General features: G+C 56.5%; 12 protein-coding genes. 8 read left to right on the top strand and 4 right to left on the bottom strand.

The window, feature by feature from the left end:
- Positions 1 to 91 precede the first annotated feature (91 nt).
- The 4 genes from ACR0B7_RS04890 to miaA form a co-directional block, all read right to left on the bottom strand.
- Positions 92 to 1,555, bottom strand: coding sequence for an ABC transporter permease (locus tag ACR0B7_RS04890; protein WP_170482274.1), 1,464 nt, complete (start codon positions 1,553 to 1,555; stop codon positions 92 to 94).
- Between the two features lie 13 nt (positions 1,556 to 1,568).
- Entirely contained in the window at positions 1,569 to 2,615 is a 1,047-nt protein-coding gene (locus ACR0B7_RS04885) for an ABC transporter permease (protein ID WP_170384004.1), read from the bottom strand.
- A gap of 121 nt (positions 2,616 to 2,736) precedes the next feature.
- Complete coding sequence (locus tag ACR0B7_RS04880) at positions 2,737 to 4,407, bottom strand: ABC transporter substrate-binding protein (protein WP_170482266.1); 1,671 nt, start codon at positions 4,405 to 4,407, stop codon at positions 2,737 to 2,739.
- 326 nt (positions 4,408 to 4,733) lie between these two features.
- On the bottom strand, positions 4,734 to 5,627 hold the full coding sequence (gene miaA / locus ACR0B7_RS04875; protein WP_170482264.1) for a tRNA (adenosine(37)-N6)-dimethylallyltransferase MiaA: 894 nt from the start codon (positions 5,625 to 5,627) through the stop codon (positions 4,734 to 4,736).
- Positions 5,628 to 5,723: 96 nt separating this feature from the next.
- Here miaA and pyrH point away from each other — a divergent pair, with 96 nt between their 5' ends.
- From pyrH to ACR0B7_RS04835, 8 genes are all read left to right on the top strand, one after another.
- Entirely contained in the window at positions 5,724 to 6,476 is a 753-nt protein-coding gene (gene pyrH / locus ACR0B7_RS04870) for a UMP kinase (RefSeq protein WP_170384010.1), read from the top strand.
- Between the two features lie 240 nt (positions 6,477 to 6,716).
- Positions 6,717 to 7,943: an aminotransferase class V-fold PLP-dependent enzyme gene (locus ACR0B7_RS04865; protein ID WP_170482260.1), complete on the top strand. Its 1,227-nt coding sequence runs from the start codon at positions 6,717 to 6,719 to the stop codon at positions 7,941 to 7,943.
- 45 nt (positions 7,944 to 7,988) lie between these two features.
- The gene (locus ACR0B7_RS04860; RefSeq protein WP_170576512.1) at positions 7,989 to 9,413 is read left to right on the top strand and encodes a cryptochrome/photolyase family protein; all 1,425 of its coding nucleotides are present in this window, start codon (positions 7,989 to 7,991) and stop codon (positions 9,411 to 9,413) included.
- Between the two features lie 69 nt (positions 9,414 to 9,482).
- Positions 9,483 to 10,691, top strand: coding sequence for an SAM-dependent methyltransferase (locus ACR0B7_RS04855; RefSeq protein WP_170482254.1), 1,209 nt, complete (start codon positions 9,483 to 9,485; stop codon positions 10,689 to 10,691).
- 16 nt (positions 10,692 to 10,707) lie between these two features.
- Positions 10,708 to 11,148, top strand: coding sequence for a TrgA family protein (locus ACR0B7_RS04850; RefSeq protein WP_170482250.1), 441 nt, complete (start codon positions 10,708 to 10,710; stop codon positions 11,146 to 11,148).
- 30 nt (positions 11,149 to 11,178) lie between these two features.
- Positions 11,179 to 12,294, top strand: a complete 1,116-nt coding sequence (locus ACR0B7_RS04845; protein ID WP_170482247.1) for an NUDIX domain-containing protein — start codon at positions 11,179 to 11,181, stop codon at positions 12,292 to 12,294.
- 69 nt (positions 12,295 to 12,363) lie between these two features.
- Complete coding sequence (locus ACR0B7_RS04840; RefSeq protein ID WP_170384023.1) at positions 12,364 to 13,398, top strand: cysteine synthase A; 1,035 nt, start codon at positions 12,364 to 12,366, stop codon at positions 13,396 to 13,398.
- A complete protein-coding gene (locus ACR0B7_RS04835; RefSeq protein WP_170482244.1) occupies positions 13,398 to 15,839 on the top strand; it encodes a DUF3772 domain-containing protein in 2,442 nt (813 codons plus the stop codon). Before ACR0B7_RS04840 ends, ACR0B7_RS04835 begins: the two co-directional genes overlap by 1 nt.
- The last annotated feature ends 84 nt before the right edge of the window (positions 15,840 to 15,923 follow it).

Here is a 15,923-nt window from a genome sequence, read left to right as displayed (position 1 = left end):
GCTCCTCGCCAAATTTTGGGGGATCCCCTGCTTCATCTGGCTAAAAATATCCCGGGGGGTCCGGGGGGCTGGCCCCCCGGCCGCTTTCACATCAATCCTTCAGGCTTTCCTCACGCAGACCGTCGGCCAGCAGGTTCAACCCAAGAACAAGCGTCAACAGAGCCAGCGCAGGCGGCAGGGCAGGATGGAGATAGATCGACAGCAGCTTACGCCCCTCGTTGATCGTTGACCCCCAGTCCGGGCTTTCCGGCGGCAGTCCCAGTCCAAAGAAACCCAAAGTCCCCAAAAGGATGGTGGTGTACCCAATCCGCAGACAGAAATCGACGATCAGCGGACCCCGCGCATTTGGCAGGATTTCCCACAGCATAATGTACCAAGGCCCTTCGCCGCGCGTTTGTGCAGCGGCGACATAGTCGCGTGTCTTGATGTCCATCGCCAACCCGCGCACGATGCGGAACACAGTTGGTGAGTTCACAAAAACCACCGAGACAAAGACCACCAGAATCCCTCCGGGCACGTCAAAAAGGTCCAGATAGGTCGGCAGTCCCCAAATGCTGTAGTTGTCTGTGTTTACGATGTATCCATTCGTTGAGATCAGCGACAGATACAGCCACAGCGCGACACCCAGAACGCCGATCAATAGCGGTGTTCGGAACTTGGGCCTCGTGTAAAAGCGCGAGTTCAACAAAACACCCAGGAAAATGATCGGAAAGACGAACAGAACGGCCGCCATATAGTTCGGCACACCTGTCGCCACGATCTCGGGCGTGACCAGCAGATAGAACAGCAAGATGACAGGGAAGGCCAGGATCAGGTTCGCCAGGAAGGACAGCAGCGTATCCAGACGACCGCCGTAGTAGCCGGCAGGCAGGCCCAGCGTGATCCCGACCATAAAGGCAAACATCGTCGCCAGCGGCGCAATCTGAACGACGATCCACGCCCCTTTGACCATGCGGCTGAACACGTCCCGAGCAAGATTGTCGCCTCCCAGCAGATACCAGGCGTATTCTCCTTCTTCGACGCTAGGCAATGGCGTTCCGGGCACTTTGTTTTTCATACCCGACACCTGCGAAAGCGGTTCATGCGTCACGATCAGGTCAAGCGCGCCAAAGATACCAGTAAACACCCAGAACATCACAAGGCCAAAGCCGATCATACCAATCGGACTGTCAAACAGTTTGCCGTACAAACCCAGCTTGCGCTTGAACGCGATCGACATGGCGTAGAGAAGGACCAGCGACAACCAGACGGGCAGGAATTGTTGGGCCATGGCCCCGATGATTCCGGCGCTTGTGCCCATCAGGATGCCTAAAACAATGTAGGCAACGCCCAGACCGACGCTTGCAAGAAAACTAAAGCGCAGCACGGTTTGGATAAGGTTCCGCACGCCCGACCCTGATGTCAGTGTCCCATCCGGGTTCACGGTCATCTGGGGTTCCGGCAGGATGATGCTGGCCAGTATCCAGGCCAGGATCGAAACGACCATCAGTGCCAAAGCAATGGCCAGTAACGGGTTCAGGAAGGCGATAGAGCCGGTCCAGGAAAGTGGTTCCATGATCTATCCCTCCTTACGAAATGCGGATGCGTGGGTTGAGGTAGACATAGCCGATATCCGAGATCAGCTGCGTTACCAGCACCACAAAGACGGACACGACCGAGATGGCCAGCAACAGTTGGATGTCGTTGTTGCCGGCGGCCTGAACCAGCGCCCAGCCAAAGCCCTTGTAGTTAAACAGGGTCTCGACGATCACCACACCATTCAGCAGCCATGGGAACTGCAGCATGATGACGGTGAACGGCGCGATCAGCGCATTGCGCAGCGCGTGTTTCATGACGATGTTCGGGAACGAGACGCCCTTTAGTCGGGCGGTTCGGATGTACTGCGCGGTCATTACCTCGGTCATTGAGGCACGGGTCATGCGGGCGATATACCCCATGCCGTATAGTGAAATGGTCAGCACAGGCAGGAAGAAGTTCTCAAAAGTCGGATTTTCCATCGCTTGCGTGGCCGTTCCCTTGAACCATTTCAACCCGACAGCGGACGAAGTGAAAATCGCAATGAAGATAACACCAGACACGTATTCGGGCGTCGCTGTGGTGGTTATCGCAAAGGTCGAAAGTGTCCGGTCGGTGGCCGACCCTTCTTTCATGCCAGCCAGAATCCCAAGGATCAAAGCCGACGGGACCATCAGCAGCATCACCCAGAACATCAAACGGCCTGTCAGGGCAAGTCGGTTACCTACAACAGTCGAGACTTCTTCTTTGAACACGGTCGAATAGCCCCAATACCCCTGTAGGATGCCACAGAAGTTGGGGGATTCTTCGGCGGTCTTGCCGGGCAGGATACATCTGCCTTGCACCGTGCCGTCTTCATTCGTGTGCCTGTAAGAAGGAAGCACTCCCAGCCATTCGCCGTATTTTATGGGCGTTGGCTGAAGGTATCCGCCTTTTTCCAGAAAGCTTTCGACTTGCTCGTCCGACATCCTGAAATTGCCCTGCGTTTTCGCAAGCTTTTCAAGGTTCGGGTAGAGGTTGGTCAGAAAGAAGACCAGGAAGGTAAGGCACAGTGCGGTCAACAGCATAATGCCGACGCGCCTTAATATGAAAAGTCCCATGGTAGCCCCTGTTGGTAGGCTAGCGTGACAGTCGTTTCGCCGCACGCGTCGCTGTTATTTTGGTCGCCGTAGTCAGGACGAAAAGGCCGCACCCAACAGGCGCGGCCCTATGTTTTTTGGCTTACGAGACGATGCCGAACTTATACAGCTGTGGCAGGTCCGCGATGTGCTTTTCAACGCCCACCATGTTGTCACGGTGGTGGCGCATTGCGGTCCTCCAATACGGCTGGATGACGACGCCTTCGTCGATCATGATCGCCTGCAGCTTGGCCATCACCTCGCGGCGCTTGTCGACGTCCGCGATCGAGTTCGCTTCGGCCAGCAGCGCATCGAACTCGTCATTGGCAAAGCCGGACTCGTTCCAGGCCACCCCGGACTTGTAGGCCAGCGCCAGAACCTGAGTGCCCAGCGGACGGTGGTTCCAGTTGGTCGACGAGTAGGGGTACTTGGTCCAGTCGTTCCAGAAGGTCGAGCCGGGCAGGATCGTGTGCTTGGCCTTGATGCCCGCGTCGTTAAGCTGTGCGACGACAGCCGCCGTGGTGTTGCGGCGCCAATCATCGTCGATGGACTGAACTTCATGTTCGAAATCGCCCATGCCCGCCTCGTCCATCAGGGCCTTCGCCGCGGCTGGATCATACGGGATACGGGTTACGGCCGAGTCATGTTCAGGGTGCATCGGACCGACGTGGCAGTTGTCGGCGGGAATGCCGTAGCCTGACATGCCAAGCTCAAGACAGACTTCGTTATCGACCGCCATGGCCAGAGCCTGACGGACACGCTTGTCGCCGTAGATTTTGTTGCCGTTCTCGTCTTCGGCCAACTGGTTCGGACGGATGACGATGGTAAAGCCCGACGGGATTTCCGAGCGAACCAAGCCGATGCCGTCAAAGATGTCGACAAACTCGCCGACCGACTCCCAGTTCATGTCGATTTCTTCGGCTTCATACGCCGCCAGGAACGCTGCGGGGTCAGTGCCGTAGTCGATGAACTCGATCCGGTCGATGTAGCCGCCCTTGCCGGCCTCGTATCCCCACCAGTCGAATTCTTCGTTACGCACGAGAACGCCTTTGACGCCGACTTCGTGGGTTTCGGGGATCATGAAGCCTGTTCCGACCGGATTGGCCAGCATGTTATTCGCGTCAAAGCTGCTGTGCACGATGGCAGCGGGATAGTCGGCCATGCCCGGAATGATGGTGATGTCCGGCGCGTTGCACTTCAACTTAACAGTGTGGGAGTCGACAACGGTGATGGCGCCATCTGCCGCTTTCTGGGTGCCCTCATCTATCAGGGACGCCATGCGGGACGCCATCGAGTTGCCCTCGAGCCCGGCGTCGCACCAGCCTTCGATGTTGCGTGCCACGTCTTCCGCGGTGAAATCGTCGCCGTTGTTCCACTTGACGCCCTGGCGAACGTTCAGAGTGTATTCCGTCGCATCATCGTTGGCTTCCCAGCTTTCCAGCAGCATGGGCTGGAACGAGCCGTCGTTGTTGTATTCGACCAGATATTCCAGCCAACCTGCGGTGTAGGTGGCGATCTGCGTCCAGTCATAGGTGCGCGGATCCTTCAGGGCGCGGACTTCCATCTGGTAGCGGATTGTGCCACCACGCTGCGGTTCTTGGGCGGCTGCAGGCGAATGCAGACCGATCAGTCCATAGGCGGCAGGTACAGCGACGCCTAGGGCAGTCGCGCGTGCCATGAATTCGCGCCGGCTAAGCTTACCGTTGCGATATTCCTGCGCGTGCATTTCCGCCGCCCAGTGCATCGGTGCTCCGGTCAAGGTTTGATTTTTCATTTATGTCTCTCCCTGTGACATAGTTTTTTATTGCTGAGTTCTTGAACCGCTCAGACCCGATTTGATCGGGTAGCAGGTTCTCTGGTTCTTGTTTTTTGGAATATGAACATCCCCATAACCACATTCCGCACCAGAATTTGGATCAGGTCAACGCTCGAAATCGTCATTCAAGATACAAAAACGACATCGGCGGCCTCAGTTTGTCGGCAATGGCCTCTTTGGGGCTGGATGCCTGACTGACCCTTTGACGGGATCAGTCGCGCGGAATCGGGGATTTGGGAAAGGCAGTGAATTAGGCGAAACCAGACCGCCTGTCACCTGAGGTATCACTTTGAGAAATTTACCCGATTCCAATTTTTCATACGCGCCCGGAACCATGTTCGTTGACGTTTGGCAAACTGGCGCGTCGAGATCGTCGCTCGTTCGCGTGCGTCTTGCAGCGTCATTTGTCCCTTGAGGTATGCCATCAACTCGGGAACCCCGATCGCCTTAAAGGAAGGAAGCGACGGATCGTACCTGTCCTGCATGGCATCGACTTCTTGCAGGGCACCCGAGTCCAACATCATGTCAAATCGGCGTGTGATCCTGTCCAGAAGCCATTGTTTGTCCACATCAAACACAATGGGGACCGCGTCTTGCAAATTTAGCGCCGGAGGAGGTGTATCTGCCTGCCAGTCGCTTAGGCTTCGGCCCGTAGCGTGCTGCACTTCCCACGCGCGTTGAACGCGAGCGCGATTTTGCGTGTCAATGCGCGCCAGCGTTCCAGCGTCGACGCCTTTCAAAAGGGACGGCAGGTCCAACTTGTCCGCCTCTGACCGAATTTTGGCGGGTGTCGGAGGAATGTCCGCCATACCTTCGGTAAGGGCAGAGAAATAAAGTCCGGTGCCGCCAACTATAATTGGCCTCTGATCACCAGCCAGCAGCGGCTTGACCTCGCGCAGCCAATGACCGGTCGAGTACTCCTGATCATACGCGATGTGACCATAGAGCAAGTGCGGCGCGCGCGCCTCATCTTCGATTGACGGCCTGGCCGATATCACGCGCCAGCAATCGTAAACCTGACTGGCATCCGCATTCACGATGACGCCCCCGAACCGTTCAGCGATCTCCAAGGCAAGGGCGGATTTTCCAGATGCCGTTGGCCCGGCGATCAGCACCGGAGCACCCTCGGGAATCTTGGGCAGGCGATCCAGAATCTGCTGTGTTTCAGGCTTGGTCATCCCGGCACGCCTCATTCCTTACCATCCGCATTGAACCTGCCGAGGTTTTGCTTCATTTTGCGCCGGAATTAAACCCGTGCCAGCCCGGAGCGCAACATGAGCCTTTCCCCAACAACCGACACAGTTGAACCCCCGAAAACAACGTACAAGCGCGTGATGCTGAAAATATCCGGCGAAGCGCTCATGGGGGATCAGGGCTTTGGCCTGCACCCGCCAACCGTTCAGCGTATCGCGCAAGAGGTGAAATCCGTTCACGATCTGGGCGTTGAAATCTGCATGGTCATTGGCGGCGGCAACATTTTCCGCGGCCTGAGCGGTTCGGCACAGGGGATGGAGCGCACGACCGCTGACTATATGGGAATGCTGGCAACAGTGATGAACGCGCTTGGGATGCAGTCCGCCTTGGAAGAAATCGGCGTATTTACCCGTGTTATTTCGGCCATTCGGATGGACGAGGTGTGTGAACCCTACATCCGCCGCCGCGCCGTTCGTCACCTTGAGAAAAAGCGGGTTTGCATTTTCGCCGCCGGGACCGGAAACCCTTACTTCACCACTGACACTGCCGCGACGCTGCGCGCCAACGAAATGGCGTGCGAGGCGATCTTCATGGGCAAAAACGGTGTCGATGGCGTGTATGACAAAGACCCCAAAGAACATGCGGACGCCGTGCGCTATGATACCGTGACCTATGACGACGTGCTGGCCAAGCGACTGCGGGTCATGGATGCATCGGCGATTGCGCTTGCACGGGACAACAACCTGCCGCTCATCGTTTTTGGCCTGGATGAGCCGGGCGGCTTCCGTGGTATTCTCGCGGGTGAGGGGACTTACACCAAGGTTCAGGGGTAAATTACCCAAATCACGTAACAAAGCCGGGCTGAAACGTCCGGCTTTTTTTGTCGCGTTTGCAGGCCCGCTTGACGACAAATGGTGTTCTGGGCAATTTGGCCCCGTCCTTGTGAACCGCAAGGGCTGCCGGTGCTTTATTGGCGCGGGTTGGGCTGGAAGACCTGCCATGATTTCCGAGGGGACCGAAATCATGCTCGTGCTCCTTATGGATTGACGCGCATGATCAAGGAGTCCCGTGCCATGAGCACTCTGGATATCAATTTTGTTCGGTCACAGTTTCCGGCGTTTTCCGAACCCAGTCTGCAAGGGCAGGCGTTTTTTGAGAATGCAGGCGGGTCTTACACCTGCAAACCGGTTCTTGACCGGCTGACCCGTTACTACACCAAGCGCAAGGTTCAGCCCTACGGTCCTTATGAGGCCAGCCGTTTGGCGGGTGACGAAATGGACGAGGCCCGCAGCCGGATGGCCGCTATTCTGGGCGTTGAGACGGATGAGCTGAGCTTTGGCCCATCAACCACTCAGAACACCTATGTTATGGCGCAGGCATTCCGCCAATGGATGAAGCCCGGCGAGGCGATTGTTGTCACCAATCAGGATCATGAGGCGAACTCGGGTCCGTGGCGTCGGCTTGCGGATGACGGCATTGAAATCCGTGAGTGGCAGATCGACCCCGAGACCGGATCCCTGAACCCGCATGATCTTGAACACCTGCTGGATGAAAAGGTGCGTTTGGTCTGTTTCCCGCACTGCTCGAACGTGATCGGAGAGATCAACCCGGTTACCGAAATTACGGCCATCGCGCATGCGGCTGGCGCTTTCGTCTGCGTCGACGGTGTTTCGTATGCGCCCCACGGGTTTCCGAATGTCGGGGACCTTGGGCCGGATATCTACCTGTTTTCCGCCTACAAGACCTATGGGCCGCATCAGGGCTGCATGGTGGTCCGGAAATCTCTGGGTGATCTGCTGCCAAATCAGGCGCATTATTTCAACGCGGATGTGCTGTATAAACGCTTTACACCCGCCGGTCCCGACCATGCTCAAATCGCGGCGAGCGCAGGTATGGCGGACTACGTTGACCTTCTGTGTGACCATCACAACGGACCGGACGGCGGTGCCACGGAACGCGGCGCCTTTGTCCACGACCTGATGCGTGCGCAAGAAGTGGCCTTGCTTCAGCCGGTTCTGGACGCGGTCAAAGATCGCAACGCCGTTCGGTTGATTGGAACGTCGGATGCAAGCAGACGTGCGCCGACTGTCGCGATGGCCCTCACGCGCAACGCCGAGCAGGTCGCGGCTGATCTCGTGGACTACGGTATCATGGCTGGCGGAGGCGACTTCTATGCCGTGCGCCCGCTGCAGGCTATGGGGGTCGATTTGGCCCAAGGCGTGCTGCGGGTCAGCTTCACGCACTACACCTCTCAGCAGGAAATTGATCAATTATTGAATGCACTTGACGCCGTTTTGTGATCCAGTTTCCGCTCTGTTTCGTAGACCGAAGAAAACAGGGCGAAAATGGAAAACGAGCAGCCACCGATTATTGTTTGGTTCCGACGGGACTTGCGTCTGTCGGACCATCCTGCGCTGGCGGCTGCGGTCGCCTCAGGACGGCCAGTTATTCCCTTATTTATTCTGGATGATCAGGCCGAGGCGCTTGGGGCTGCACCCAAATGGCGTTTGGGTTTGGGCGTGGATGCGCTGGCGCAGTCGCTGAACAATCTGGGCAGTCGTTTGGTTCTGCGTCGCGGGCGTGCTCTTGCGGTTCTTGAAGACCTCGTCGCGCAGACAGGCGCAACGGCTGTCTACTGGTCCCGTGCCTATGATCCCGACGCAATTGCGCGCGATACCGATGTAAAGTCGCGGTTGTCTGCGCAGGGTGTTGAGGCAAAATCCTTCGCAGGTCATCTGCTGTTTGAGCCTTGGACTGTTGCAACCAAATCCGGCCAGCCGTTCCGCGTTTTCACACCGATGTGGCGGGCAGTACAGAGCCGGGATGTTGCGTCACCCGAACCTGCTCCTGCAACGCTAAGGGGGCCGCAGAACTGGCCGATTTCGGACGATCTGTCAGAGTGGAACCTGGCCTCGGGCATGAACCGGGGGGCGGCAATTGTGGCACCACACGTGCGAGCAGGCGAAACCGCCGCGATCAAAGCGCTGCACGGTTTCTTGGATCGGATTTCGTATTACTCCGAAAACAGGGACCGGCTGGATCGCGATGCAACGTCAAATCTGTCCGAATACCTGTCTTTGGGGGAAATCAGTCCACGCACTGTTTGGCACACGGTTCAAAACGCGGCGATGACCGGAGTGTCAGGGACCGATGCATTCTTGCGCCAGCTTGTGTGGCGAGAGTTCGCATATCACCTGATGTTTCATACGCCCCACCTGTTGACCGAGAATTGGAAACCAGAGTGGGAAGCGTTTCCGTGGAATACGGACGTTACCCGCCCCGAGGTGGTCGCATGGCAAACGGCCAGAACCGGAATTCCGGTCGTGGACGCCGCGATGCGCCAGATGTACGTGATCGGCCGAATGCACAATCGGGCGCGCATGATCACAGCCAGTTACTTGACCAAGCATCTGATGACGCATTGGAAAATTGGGATGCGGTGGTTTGATGCCTGCCTGATCGACTGGGATCCAGCCTGCAACGCGATGGGTTGGCAGTGGGTTGCAGGCTCGGGCCCGGATGCCTCTCCGTTCTTTCGGATATTTAACCCGCTGACCCAGCAGGAAAAATTCGATCCGAACGGGAGCTATGTGCGCAAATGGATTGCCGAAGGGCAATCAAACCCGCCCGCGACAGCGCTTGCGTATTTTGACGCCGTTCCATGCTCATGGGGCATCTCTGAGACGGACTTGTATCCAAACCCGATTGTTGAATTGCCTGTCGGCCGCGCGCAAGCGTTCGCGGCTTATGAAGGCCGAAAAAGCCAGTAAGGAACTGAAAACTTGCCAGAAACACAAACTCGTCCTAGCCTGAAACAGCAACCGCACAGGGGAAAGCGGATGATCCATACGACGACAGAAGGGCAAAAGGGCCTGCCGAGGTATTTCGGTCAAGTTCTGAAAATGCTGAACAAGATGGAATCCGGGCGATTGGACATCGCTCTGCCGGACGGTCGCATCTTTCGGTCAGAAGGCACCAGGCCCGGACCGGTCGCGCGGGTGGATATTCACAACCCCGACGTTTTCGCACGCCTGATCCGCGAAGGTGAGCTGGGCTTTTCCGACGCCTATCTGGAAGGAGACTGGAGCACCCCGGACCTGCGGTCTTTCATGGACCTTGTGCATTTGGGCACCGAAACGGTCTATGACGATTTCACCGGTAAGTTCCTTGTTCAAGCATATGAGCGTCTGCGGTTCTGGTTGCACGGCAACAGCCGGAAACAGGCGAAAAAGAACATCTCGTATCATTATGATTTAGGTAATGATTTCTATGCGTTGTGGCTGGATGATACGATGACGTATTCCAGCGCGTTATTTGAGACGGGGCAGGAAAGTCTCGAAAACGCGCAAACGGCGAAATATGCCAGTTTGGTCGATGAAATGGGTGCGAAACCCGGCGATCATATCCTTGAGATCGGATGCGGTTGGGGCGGATTTGCAGAATACGCCGCGAAGGAGCGTGGTTTGCGGGTCACAGGGCTTACGATCAGTGAAGAACAGTTGAAGTTCGCCCGGCAGAGGATTGAAAAAGCTGGACTATCAGAGATGGTCGAGTTCAAGCTGCAAGACTATCGGGACGAGCGTGGCCAATATGATGGTATCGCTTCGATTGAGATGTTTGAAGCGGTCGGGCAAAAATACTGGCCTGTCTATTTTGAAACAGTCCGAGAACGCCTCAAGCCCGGTGCGCAGGCAACGCTGCAGATCATAACCGTAGCCGATCACAGGTGGGATGTTTATCGAAACGGCGTTGATTTCATTCAGAAATACATATTCCCCGGCGGAATGCTACCGGCGCCTTCTGTGTTGAAGGAACAGGTTTCGCAGGCGGGGTTGAACGTCGTGACGTCGAAAGAGTTCGGCAAAAGCTATGATCTGACTCTGCGGCGGTGGTACGAAACGTTCAACGACAAATGGGATGTAATCGCCGACATGGGGTTTGATGAGCGTTTTCGCCGCATGTGGAATTATTATTTAACTGCCTGCGGCGCAGCCTTTGACACCGGTAATTGCGATGTGACACAGATTACTGTAGCGAAACCAGTGTAGTGAACGGACCCCTCTAATGCCCACCGCCTCACGTCTAATTGCCGCCGTCTGTCTTTTGGTGGTGGCTTTCCTCGTGTCGAGCATGATCATCACGAACGGGGAAGAAGGTAAGGACTACGGCGCGTTCACCTATATAAACATGTTTTTGGGCGTTGCCTGCGGATGGATGATCATGGGGCGGCGCGCTGGCAAAGGATGGACCGCTGCAATCAACAATGGCTTGACTGGAATAGCTTCGTTGGTGTTTTGGGGGCTGTTCGTGCAGGGATGCTACGAAATGTTCCGTCTGGCCATGCGTCACAGATACGACGGCCCGTTTGAGGCTCTGCTGGCGATTTTCCAGATTGGCATTGAGTATGGTCGGCTGTTGCTGACCCCCGAAATCCTTTTGACCTTGGCGATCGGTGCTCTTGTGGCGGGTCTCGCCACAGAGGAGGCCAGCCGCCGCTGGCGGTAATTCTTCGTCTGAAACACGAGACTTCATTCCTTGTCTGATCTATTTTTCTACGGCACACTCCGACACTTGCCTCTTTTGGAACTGGTGTTGGGGCGTACTGCATCGCAACTCGACATCTGCAAAGCATCTTTGAACGGTCACGCTGTTTACGGGGTGCAAGGGCAAGCTTTCCCGATGATTTTGAAGGATAAAGATGGCTTGGCTGACGGGCTTCTGGTGCGAGGGCTTGGCGATGAGGAACTCAATCGGCTGAGGTTCTATGAGGGTGGGTTCGACTATGACCTCAGAACTCAAAACATAGAGCTGCAAGATGGGTCGATGACCGAAGCCAGCGTCTTCTATCCTGAGTCAGAACATTGGATTCCCGGTCAAATTTGGTCCTTGCAGGATTGGGTGGACACGTGGGGAGACGTCACCATGCTGGCCGCCGAAGAAGTCATGGATTTCTACGGTCGTGTGGACGCGGCCACGATTGCACAAAGTTTCCCGGCGATCCGAACCAGAGCGTGGGCGCGGCTTGCCGCCCGACAACGCCTCACGGGTGACCCGCGCAGTGTTGGCAAAGATGTCGTGGTGCATCAGCATCAAAGGACCTACCTCCGCTATTTTGGGATGGACGAGCTTAGGGTGCAGCACCGCCAACATGACGGTTCGATGGGCAAAGTCCTGAACCGTAGTGGCTTGATGCAGGGTAGTGCGGTTGTCGTTCTGCCGTATGACCCGGTCCGAGACACGGTTTTGCTGGTCGAGCAATTCCGGGCTCCGGTCTTTCTGATAGGCGACCCGGAACCTTGGATGTGGGAACCTGTGGCCGGTATGATCGACCCTGGGGAAACGCCCGAGCAGGCAGCCCGCCGCGAGGCCGTGGAGGAGGCCCAGACGCAACTTAATGCTCTGGAATACGCAGGAGGCGCATATTCTTCCAGTGGGTCATCGACTGAATTCATTCATCTCTATGTCGGACTCGCCGATCTTGACCGAACAATAGACAATGGCGGGGTTGCCTCGGAGGGTGAAGACATCCGAACGCAAATCCTGCCGTTTGTCGAGTTTATGGACCGTGTTGACGGCAACGGGTTCAAGGATTTGCCGCTGTTGTCTCTGGCCCATTGGCTTGCCCGTCACCGGAACCGACTGCGCGCATAGCTATCGCGGCTTGTGGTTGCCGCGCGTCGATTGTAAATCTTCGTTGTTATGTAATGAAATGAGGGCGCCATGCGCATTGCACGAGACCTTGCTGACGCAGTAGGAAAAACGCCGTTGATCCGGCTGAAACGCATCAGCGAAGAAACCGGGTGTGAAATCCTTGGTAAGGCCGAGTTCATGAACCCCGGCCAATCGGTCAAGGACCGCGCGGCGCTGTATATCATCAAGGACGCCATCGCGCGCGGTGAGCTGAAGCCCGGCGGAACGATCGTCGAGGGCACCGCAGGTAATACCGGAATCGGCCTTGCGCTGGTTGGGGCCTCGATGGGGTTCAAGACGGTTATCGTAATCCCGGAAACCCAGTCCGAAGAAAAGAAGGACATGCTGCGGCTTGCCGGGGCGCAACTGGTGCAGGTTCCGGCCGCCCCTTATCGCAACCCCAATAACTTCGTGCACTACTCGCGTCGTCTAGCCGAGGAGTTGGCGCAGTCCGAACCGAACGGTGCGATCTGGGCCAACCAGTTTGACAATGTGGCAAACCGTCAGGCGCATGTGGAAACCACTGGCCCCGAGATTTGGGAACAAACCGATGGTAAGGTCGATGGGTTTGTGTGCGCCGTTGGATCGGGCGGTACGCTGGCCGGTGTTGCCGACGCGTTGCAGCCCAAGGGCGTCAAGATCGGTCTGGTCGATCCTATGGGGGCAGGGCTTTATTCCTACTACACCACCGGTGAGATCGCGATGGAGGGAAGCTCGATCGCCGAAGGTATCGGTCAGGTGCGCATCACCAAGAACCTTGAGGGGTTCAAGCCGGACTATGCCTATCAGATGACAGACAACGAAGCGCTGCCCTACATCTTTAATCTGCTGCGTGAAGAAGGTCTGGTCATGGGCGGTTCGACTGCGATCAACATGGCCGGTGCCGTGCGATTGGCCAAGGATTTGGGGCCGGGGCATACCATTGTCACCATCCTGTGTGACTATGGCACGCGCTATCAGTCCAAGCTGTTCAACCCGGAATTCCTGCGTGAGAAAGAGCTGCCAGTCCCGGATTGGATGACCGAAGCGCCCCGCAGCATCCCCGGCGTGTTCGAGGACGTATGATGCTGCGGCAGGTCCGCCTGTTCCTGGCCCTGATTTCGGTTTGTTTTGCCGTTTTGGGCGGCCCTGTCGCCGCCCAACTGACAGATCGGCAAAGTGAATACTATCAGGGTTGGATTAAAACAGCGGATCGGGCCGAGGGTGTTATCGAAGCGAACCGCGCCTCGAATGCTGCGCTCGAGAATTTGCGTTCGGAAATAAATGTTTACCGCGAAGACTTCAACAAGGCCCGCAGCGCCAATACAGACCGGATTCAAACTCTGGAAAGCCAGCTTGAGGCTCTTGGCCCCAAGCCCGAAGGCGACCAGACCGAGCCGGAAGACATCGCAGCTATCCGTCAACACCTTGATGAGCAGCTAAACGGCCTGCGTGTGCCTCGTATCATTTCAGAGGAGGCGTATAGCAGGGCCAACGGTCTCATCAGTGAGATTGACCAGATCATCCGTCACCGTCAGACCAAAGAGCTGATGGAAAGAGGTCCGTCACCCATTAACCCGGCTTACTGGGGGCCAGCATGGGTGGACGTGAAAGAAGCCGCCCGTAGCCTGATCAACGAAATAGCCGAGAATTTGCGAACCGACGTCGCGCGCGAGCAAATACGGGAACGCGGGCTTGGGATTTTTGTCCTGTCGGTAATCTCGGTCGTGCTTCTGGTCTTCGGAAGAAACTGGTCCGAGAGAGGCGGGGATTACCTGCGGCTCTTGGGTGGGTCCGGTACAGGGGTTTGGACGTTTGTGATTTCGCTGCTGCGGATCCTCTTGCCGTGGCTGGGGGTTCTGGCCGCAGTTGTTGCCATTAACCTGACAGGGGTGCTGGGGCTGCGCGGGTCATTACTGCTTGAGGAAGTGCCGTACTGGGCCGCAATCATCTTTTTCTACGACTGGATTGGGCGTCAAATTTACCTCATTGGGCAAGCTCAGGGTTTCAAACGCCTGTCTGCGATCAAAATCAAAGAGTTGCGCGTCTACATTGACTTGCTGGCGGTGATGTTGATCCTGCATGAATTGGCAATATTGTTCGAGCAGATCGAGAACATTTCGGACTCTACCAGAGCCGTTGTCAGCTTTCCGGTCATTGTTGCCACTGCTTTGCTGCTGCTTCGTGTTCGGCATATTCGGACAACTGACGCCCAGCAGGATGAACCAGACCCAACCGGAACGACCCGCGTGGCAGGCTTTAGCCAGATGGTCGAGTTCTTACGCCGCGCGCTGTTCCTGTTGGGTATCGCAACGCCTGTACTTGCAGTCTTCGGCTTCACGAACGCGGCTGAGGCTGTAGTTTTCCCGGCGGTCAAGACGCTTGTCCTTATTGCGGCGCTTGTCATTTTTCAGCGCTTTATCACGCAGGTCTACGGTTGGATCACCGGGCAGGGCGAAGCTGTGTGGGACTCGCTGTTCTCGGTTTTGGTTGGGTTTGTACTGGCAATCTTGGCCTTGCCAATCCTTGCCCTCTATTGGGGCGCGCGCCAAACAGATTTGCTCGAGGCTTGGTCCCGTCTGCTGATGGGGTTCGATATCGGCGGCGTGACAATCTCGCCCAGCAACTTCTTTGTTTTCGTTATCGTTTTCCTCATTGGATATGGGCTGACGCGGATGTTGCAAGGGGGGCTGCGGAACTCGTTGCTTCCCAAAACCAGCATTGACCCCGGTGGGCAGAACGCGATCGTATCCGGGACGGGATATGTCGGGATTTTTCTGGCAGCACTTGTGGCCATCATGGTCGCAGGGTTCGACCTGTCCTCGCTGGCAATCGTTGCGGGTGCTTTGTCTGTCGGTATCGGTTTTGGCCTGCAGACAATCGTGTCCAATTTCGTCTCAGGCATCATCCTGCTGATCGAACGCCCCATCTCGAAGGGCGACTGGATAGATGTGAACGGAATGATGGGTTACGTCCGCGATATCTCGGTTCGGTCAACGCGGATTGAGACTTTTGACAGAACGGACGTCATCGTTCCCAACTCGGACCTGATCAGCGGAGTGGTAACGAATTACACGCGCGGGAACACCATCGGTCGGGTTATCGTACCCGTGGGCGTGGCCTACGGGACTGATACAAAGCGGGTCGAGAAGATTTTGGGCGAAGTTGCGAACGAACACCCGATGGTTCTGGCCAATCCCGCGCCCAGCGTCGTGTTCCAAGGATTTGGCGCAGACTCGCTGGATTTTGAAATTCGAGCCATCTTGCGCGATGTAAACTGGGTATTGTCCGTAAAATCGGACATGAATCACGAGATCAACCGCCGCTTTGCCGAAGAAGGGATCGAGATTCCATTCGCCCAACGTGACGTCTGGTTGCGTAATCCTGAAACGCTGCGGACGCCAACCGGCACCCGCCAAGCAGAATCGGACAAAAAGACTGAGGCAAACCTCTCAGATTCTCCTGCATCTACGGCGATTGAGATGACTGAGGCCGACATGTCCGACGGCGACGGGGATGAGGTGTAGGGCCGTTTCTTCCCTTATCTGAAAAGGTTGAATTTTCGCCGTAATCGGGCCTTGCAAATCCCTAAGCGATAGTCCAAATATCGC

This window comes from Ruegeria sp. BB6 (genome assembly GCF_056539385.1).
Note: the sequence above shows the minus strand (reverse complement) of the source record. Positions and strands in the feature narration are given on the sequence as shown.

Bases quoted from the DNA above. Each gene is read 5' to 3' on its own strand.
- miaA (WP_170482264.1), bottom strand. From the start codon at position 5,627: ATGACCAAGCCTGAAACACAGCAGATTCTGGATCGCCTGCCCAAGATT.
- ACR0B7_RS04840 (WP_170384023.1), top strand. From the start codon at position 12,364: ATGCGCATTGCACGAGACCTTGCTGACGCAGTAGGAAAAACGCCGTTG.
- ACR0B7_RS04860 (WP_170576512.1), top strand. From the start codon at position 7,989: ATGGAAAACGAGCAGCCACCGATTATTGTTTGGTTCCGACGGGACTTG.
- ACR0B7_RS04850 (WP_170482250.1), top strand. From the start codon at position 10,708: ATGCCCACCGCCTCACGTCTAATTGCCGCCGTCTGTCTTTTGGTGGTG.
- ACR0B7_RS04890 (WP_170482274.1), bottom strand. From the start codon at position 1,555: ATGGAACCACTTTCCTGGACCGGCTCTATCGCCTTCCTGAACCCGTTA.
- ACR0B7_RS04855 (WP_170482254.1), top strand. From the start codon at position 9,483: ATGATCCATACGACGACAGAAGGGCAAAAGGGCCTGCCGAGGTATTTC.
- ACR0B7_RS04865 (WP_170482260.1), top strand. From the start codon at position 6,717: ATGAGCACTCTGGATATCAATTTTGTTCGGTCACAGTTTCCGGCGTTT.
- pyrH (WP_170384010.1), top strand. From the start codon at position 5,724: ATGAGCCTTTCCCCAACAACCGACACAGTTGAACCCCCGAAAACAACG.
- ACR0B7_RS04835 (WP_170482244.1), top strand. From the start codon at position 13,398: ATGCTGCGGCAGGTCCGCCTGTTCCTGGCCCTGATTTCGGTTTGTTTT.
- ACR0B7_RS04885 (WP_170384004.1), bottom strand. From the start codon at position 2,615: ATGGGACTTTTCATATTAAGGCGCGTCGGCATTATGCTGTTGACCGCA.
- ACR0B7_RS04880 (WP_170482266.1), bottom strand. From the start codon at position 4,407: ATGAAAAATCAAACCTTGACCGGAGCACCGATGCACTGGGCGGCGGAA.